Origin of the sequence: Sinomonas sp. G460-2 (assembly GCF_047759905.1) — a bacterium.
Classification (GTDB): domain Bacteria; phylum Actinomycetota; class Actinomycetes; order Actinomycetales; family Micrococcaceae; genus Sinomonas.
On sequence record NZ_JBKZWT010000209.1, the window covers coordinates 1 to 6,436 of the forward strand.

4 protein-coding genes are annotated in these 6,436 nt (G+C 71.8%); all 4 read right to left on the reverse strand.

The window, feature by feature from the left end; genetic code table 11:
• On the reverse strand, positions 1 to 1,927 hold a 1,927-nt coding region (locus ACLN58_RS16010; protein ID WP_415856248.1), incomplete at its 3' end, for an AAA family ATPase.
• A complete protein-coding gene (locus tag ACLN58_RS16015; RefSeq protein ID WP_415856249.1) occupies positions 1,927 to 4,641 on the reverse strand; it encodes a response regulator transcription factor in 2,715 nt (904 codons plus the stop codon). The genes ACLN58_RS16015 and ACLN58_RS16010, both read right to left, overlap by 1 nt.
• Before the next feature lie 172 nt (positions 4,642 to 4,813).
• Complete coding sequence (gene pth / locus ACLN58_RS16020) at positions 4,814 to 5,398, reverse strand: aminoacyl-tRNA hydrolase (RefSeq protein ID WP_415856250.1); 585 nt, start codon at positions 5,396 to 5,398, stop codon at positions 4,814 to 4,816.
• Positions 5,399 to 5,551: 153 nt separating this feature from the next.
• Positions 5,552 to 6,151 (reverse strand): 50S ribosomal protein L25/general stress protein Ctc, encoded by a 600-nt coding sequence (locus ACLN58_RS16025; RefSeq protein WP_415856251.1) that lies wholly within the window; start codon positions 6,149 to 6,151, stop codon positions 5,552 to 5,554.
• Positions 6,152 to 6,436 lie beyond the last annotated feature (285 nt).

A 6,436-nucleotide genomic window follows, 5' to 3' on the forward strand; every position in this document is an offset into this window, starting at 1 on the left:
TGTCCTCGAGGAAGTCGGCGGCCTGACCCCAGTCGCCGAGCCGCGCCGCCGCGTAGGCCGCCCCGGCCGCGCACAGCTGAAAGACGTGCTGCGAATCGCACACGCGAAGCTCCTCGAGCGTGGGCTCGAGGACTTCGAGCGCCGGACCGAACCGCCCCTGGCGCAGGAACGCGAGCCCGCGCGCGCACGCGAGCGTGGCCGCGAGCTGGAAGGACTCCTCGTGGTGACGTGACCCCGAGAATCGCGCGGGGATCGACTCGACGGCGCCCCATTGGCCCGCCGTGACCGCGGCGTAGACAAGGCGGACGGCCGCGAACTCGGCGAGACACCCGCTGCCCTCGACCGATCCGAGCAGCTCGAGCGCTCTCGACGCCGCGTCGACGCTCTCGAGCAGGAGGCCCCTGCACGCGAGCACCTCGGCCTCGAGCGCGCCCACGACCCCGCGCTCCACCGCGGAACGCTCCGTTGCCTGGTTCGCGCGCCACGCCGCGAGGCCGACCTCGAGAGCCATGTAGTCTCCCGCGACGGACGCGAAGACGAGGCGCAGAAGGTCCCACGGGCCGCCGTCGGACGCCTCGGCGAGCCGATCGACGTCGTGCGCGATCTCCTCGTGCGGGTGCCCCAACGCGTCCCTGCTGTAGAGCCACAGGAGCCCGGCCGTGAGGAAGCCCTCGGCGTCCAGCTCGGGTGACGGCTCGAGCAGCCGGGCCGCCTCGCTGTGGTGGCTCGCGGCGTACGCGACGATCCCGCGGACAAGGAAGGCCTCGGCGCGGAGTTCAGGGGACCTGACGGCGTCCGCGGCGCGGAGCGCGAGCGAGGTCTCGCCCAGTCGGGCCGCGAGCTTGGCGGCCCGCAGGAAAGTGGTCTCCTCGAGGGCGAGCCCGCAGCCGAGCGCCCACGAGACGGCGCACAGAAGCCCGTCCGCGGTCGCGATCTGGCGGGCCCGGTGGCCGGCGGCGAGCTGCTGGAGCCGCAACGAGCGGCTCAGCGGGATCAGCTGGAAGATCGCCTCGCCGTAGACGCTGTGGCGGAGCCGGATCGAGCCGTCAGGTCCCGTGGGCGGGAGGATGAGCCGCTTCGCGACGAGGCTCCGCACCACCTCGGCCGCGAAGTTGCCCTCGATGAGGCTCAGCGCCGCGGGCTGCGCGACGGCCACAAGCATGAGCGCGTCGCGCTCGTCGGAGGAGAGCCGCTGGAGCTGCTCGCGCACGAGCCCCACGAGCCCGTCTCCCCGCCGCTCGAGCTCGGACGCGAGGATCCACGTGCCCTTGCGCTCCGCGAGCGCACCCGTGCTCTGCGCCTCCTCGACGAGGCAGCGCAGGAGCATCGGGTTGCCCTGCGAGTCGCGCCACAGCCGGCGCACGGTCGAAGGCAGCACGCGGCTGCCGAGGCTCGATTCGAGGAAACGCGCGGCCTCGCCGTACGTGAACGGCTCGAGGTCGATCCGCTCGGCGCCCCCGTCGAGCCACAGCTGCATGAGCGGGGGCGGGAGGAGCGTGCCGTCGGGCGAGGTCACCAAGGCCTGCGCCCAGCCCGCGCCGACGAGCTCGGCGACGACCTCGGCGGTGAGCGCATCGATCGAGTGGGCGTCGTCGATGACGAGCACGAGCCGGCTCTCCCGGCCGACCCGCAGCTCCTCGATGCGGCGCCAGAACGCGCGCAGCACGGAGAGCCTCGAACCGGCCTCCGCCGTGGGAAGCCCGCCCAGGAACGGGGCGAGCACACCATAAGGCACGCGCTGCAGCGACGGGCTGCCGTGGATCTCGAACATCTGCGCGACCGGCGCAATCTCGTCGCGCACGGCCGCGACGAGGGCCGATTTGCCGACCCCCGTCTCGCCCAGCACGAGCACGGCCGGGACCCGGTCCCGGAGCAGGGCAGCGCAGCGCGCTATTTCCTGGTCCCTCCCGACGAGCTCAAGCGCCATCAGAGGAGCCCCGCGAGCTCGGAGCGAGACGTGATCCCGAGCTTCGAGAACACCTGGTACAGATGGCCTTCTACGGTACGCACTGACAGCCCCATTTCCTCAGCGATCGTCCGGTTTGATTCGCCGCGGGCAGCGAGCACCGCGACCTCGCGCTCCCGCGACGTGAGCAGAGGCCCCAGACTCTGCGGCACGACCGGGAGGACCTCGACGAGCCCGGTGAGCCGGTCGAGGCGAGCCTGGAGGCTGCGCGCCGAGCGCACGTCCCCCCTGTCCCGCGCCACGTCGAGGCCGACGGCGGTGCACCGCGACTCGAGCGTGTCGAGCTCGAGCTCGGCCGCGAGATCCGCCGCCGCAGTGAGGTCGGGCAGGATCCGGAGCCGCGAGCCCCGCGCGAGCCGCCGGCCCAGCTCCGCGAGCGGACCCTGGCGGTGCGAGCAGATCTCTTCGAGGAGCACGAACTCCTCCGGTCCCGTGTCGACGGTGGCCCCGAGGAGCTTGATGCCGGCCATGGTCCACCGGCCCGCACCGAGATCCTCGCGGGAGGAGGCGACGAGCCGCGCGGCGGCGTGACGCTCGCCGATCCACCGTCGGGCCATGTCTGCGCAGAAGTCCATCGAGCTCTTGATCGAATAGCTGCACGGAGCGGACCAGGCCTCGACCTTGTCCAGATAGGTACGGGTGGCCGCGGCGTCCCCCTGCTGGGCGAAAGCGAACGCCGTCGCGGCGTACGCGCAGCCGAGCGACGCCTGGACGTGGCCTTGCTCGAGCTGAGCCGTGGCCGCGAGGAGCGGCGCGAGCGCCTCGGGGCCTCGGCCCGCGTAGACGAGCGCGAGGCCCGCGGCGAACTCGTAGTGCGCACCCTCGATTCGCAGGCTCGGGACGGTCGAGCGGCCAGAGGAGCGGACGAGCGCGAGGCATTGGCGCCAGTGGCCGTTGAGCAGGAGGACGAAGAACGCCCGCGTGTTGAATTCGTGGCGCACGCGCGGGGTCCCGGCCGGGCCGCCGAGCTGGCTCGAGATGTCGTGGAGCGTGGAGAGCGCGTCCGATTCGCGCCCCACGTAGGCCTGGGCCTGCATGAGCAGGCACCCGGCGCGCAGCCGCAACTCGTCGTCCCAGCCTGGCCTGCCCGCCTCGATGCCCTCGATCCGGTCGATGACGGACGCGAAGTCCCCGAGGTACACGGCGTCCGCGAACTCGGCGAGGTCGAGGATGGCCCGCGCGCGCTCCGTCTCCTCGTCGGGGACGTGCGTGAGGCCCGGGTGAAGCACGAGCCGCGCCCGCGCGTCGTCAAGCAGCGGGGCGATCTCCTGCTCGCGCAACGGAATGGCCCGCTTGGCTGTGGCGAGCGTCTCGACGTAGCCCGCGAACTCGACCGGGGCGAGGTCGCCGAGCTCGTCCGCCGTGATCTGTTCGAGGATCGAATGCGCCTGGAGCGGGAGCCCGAGCCCGAGATAGGCGGCCGCGCGCAGCCGCTGGACCGTGGCCCAGGTCCCGCGGACGCGCGGGACGCCCTCGAGGCATTCGAGCGCAAAGCGGGGATCGTAGAGGCGGAGGGACGCGCTCGCAGCGGCGATCGCGTGCGACGCCGGGAGCACGGTCTGGCATTCGCGCGTCCACGCGGCGTAGCCGAGGAGTTCGACGACGCCGAGCGTCGAGAGCGGGGGCTCGGCAGCCCCGATGATGAGCGCCCGCAGCTCGCGGCGTCGCGGGATGCTGAGCCAGCCGCGGACCACCTCAGCCATGATCGGGTCCGCGAGCGAGACGGTGTTCCGTTCCTCGACGTGGATGAGCCCCGACTCGTCCATGAGCGCCACGGTCTCGGCCCCGAAGACGTTCGTGAGCCGCTCGAGCGAGAGCCGCCGCGCGCACGCGAGCGCGTCGATCGCGGTCTGCACGTCGCTCGGCTCGCGCTCGACCCGGGATCGCACCACGTCGTCGATCTCGCGGCTGCGCGTCGACTCGGCGTCCTCGGCGAGCGTCCACACGCCCTCGGTCGAGCGGAGCTGCTCGGTGAGCAGGAAGTCGGCGAGGATCCGGTAGAGGAGCTCAGGGTTGCCGTGCGCCATCGCGTGGAGCAGGCGGGCCACGGTGCGGGGCACGATTCCGCCGAGCACATCCCTGAGCACGTGCTCGGTGCGGTCCTCGGGCAGGAGCTCGAGCGGGATCTCGCGGATGCGCTGCTCGGTGAGCATCCAGTGGAAGTCTTCGGGGAGGTCGCTCGTCCGCGTCGCGGTGACGATGACCTTCGCGGTGCCCGTGGTCATCAGCTGCACGAGCGTCGCGGTGCTGAGCTCGTCGAGCCCGCCGGGCGTCTCGAGCGCGATGACGGCGGGGCGGCCGGCCGCGTCCTCGGCGAGCGTCTCCATGATCCCGCGCATCGTCGCGCCGGGGCTCTCGAGCGCCTCATCGGGGAGCCGCGCGAGCAGTGGGGCGAGCGCGCCGTAAGGGGTCTCTGCGCCCGCGATCGTGCTGCGCAGCGTCTGGGCGTACGTGTAGGGTGCGAGCGATCGGACGAGGGCGGTCTGGAACGCACCTTTGCCGATGTCCCGTTCGCCCGTGATGACGATCCCGAAGCTGTGGGAGTCGTCGAGCGCGTCCCGCGCGGCCTGCAGTTCGTCCCGCCGGACACCCCGCACCCACTGAACCCGGTCAGCCGCGAACGCCCGTGCGCCGCCAGACTGACGGCGTTCGGACACACCGGCCGACCACTGCATTGCCCCTCCCCATGCTCCCACAGATGCAGGTGTCCAAAAGATACCCCGTCTGGCCAACTGTGGGGCAGGGCCCTTAGCAACTTTCCTCTTGTGCAAGTACAAAAGTTGCCTCAAACGGGCCCGAATCGCGCCTCGCGGAGGGTTGCGAGGCGGTTCGGGCGCAGGGGGCGGGCTAGGCCTTGGCCGGGTGGTGCTTCTGCTGCGCCGCGAGAAGCCCCTCGCGCACCAGGAGCTCGACCGCGTCGGCGGCCTCCGAGAGCAGGAAGGGGAGGTCCTTGCGCTCGGTCGGCGAGAAGTCGCGGAGCACGTAGTCGGCGGCATCCATGCGCCCCGGCGGCCGGCCCACGCCCACGCGGACGCGGAGGTAGTCCTTCGTGCCGAGCGCCTTCGTCATGTCGCGCAGGCCGTTGTGCCCGCCCTCTCCCCCGCCCAGCTTGAGCCGCACGGTGTCGAACGGGATGTCGATCTCGTCGTGGACCGCGATGACGTGCGCGGCGTCCACGCCGTAGAACTTCGCGGCGGAGGAGACAGGGCCGCCGGACTCGTTCATATACGTGATCGGCTTGGCGAGGACCACGCGTGGGCCCCCGATGCCGAGCCGCCCCTCAAGCACCATGGCGCGCGAGCGGTGCGAAGAGAACTTCCCGCCCACGCGGCCGGCGAGCTCGTCGAGCACCATGTGGCCGACGTTGTGCCGGTTGCCGCTGTACTTGGGTCCGGGGTTTCCGAGGCCGACGATGAGCCACGTCTCTGCCATGGGGTGGGTGCTCCTTCGGGGCCAATGCGTCTCGGGTAGAGCTAAGGCCCGCACAACGCGTAGCGGGCACAGATCATCTGCACCCAGAGGGACGACGGCGGCCCGCCCCACCGGGGACGGGCCGCCTGAGGATCATGTGCGCAGACTACCTGCTTACTCGCCAGCTTCCTCAGCCGGCGCCTCGGCAGCAGCCTCGCCCTCGGCGGGCTCCTCGGCCACGACGACGGCCTCGGAGATGTTGACGACAATCGCGTCGGCCTCGGTCACGAGCGAGACGTTCTTCGGGAGCTCGACGTCGCCGGCGTGGACGTGCTGGCCGATCTCGCGGCCCTCGATGCTCACCTCGAGCGCTGCCGGGAGGTGGGTCGCCTCGGCCTCGACCGTCACGGTCACGGCCTCCTGGTTGACGACCGTGCCCGGCGCGGCCTCGCCCACGAGGTGCACGGGGACGTCCACGGAGACCTTCTCGCCACGGCGGACCGTGAGGAGGTCCATGTGCTCGATGATCTGGCGGACCGGGTCGCGCTGGATGTCCTTGACGAGCGCGAGGTGCTCCTCGCCCTCGATGTCGATCGTGAGCAGCGCGTTGGCCACGCGGACGGCGAGGGTCGTCTCGCGGCCGGGGAGGCTGACGTGCAGCGGCTCGGCGCCGTGGCCGTAGATGACGGCGGGGATCTTGCCGGCGGCGCGAGTGCGGCGGGCGTAGCCCTTGCCGAACTCGGTGCGCTTCTCGGCGGCGAACTTCTCAGTCATGGAATGCTCCTTCGGGTCTTGGGTGGCCTGGCGCGAGGGCGGGCGACAACCGGCCCGCACGCCTCGAGCGCCGCACGTGCGCCGCAGAAGGAGTCTCAGACCCAGTCGATCACGGCTCTGCCCGTCCCATGGGCATCAGCCCACGAAGCAGCACAGTCCCTCGCCAAGGTTCGCCGTCCATCGTACCAGACGGGCCCACCCCTTCCGTTCAGGGGTCACCTCCCGTGGGTCCCCCTCCGTTCCGGGGTCACCTCCCGTGGGTCACACCGCGGCGCGACCCACCGG

What these genes read in the sequence shown, in the direction of transcription:
- pth (WP_415856250.1), bottom strand. Translation starts at nt 5,398, where the DNA reads ATGGCAGAGACGTGGCTCATCGTCGGCCTCGGAAACCCCGGACCCAAG.
- ACLN58_RS16015 (WP_415856249.1), bottom strand. Translation starts at nt 4,641, where the DNA reads ATGCAGTGGTCGGCCGGTGTGTCCGAACGCCGTCAGTCTGGCGGCGCA.
- ACLN58_RS16025 (WP_415856251.1), bottom strand. Translation starts at nt 6,151, where the DNA reads ATGACTGAGAAGTTCGCCGCCGAGAAGCGCACCGAGTTCGGCAAGGGC.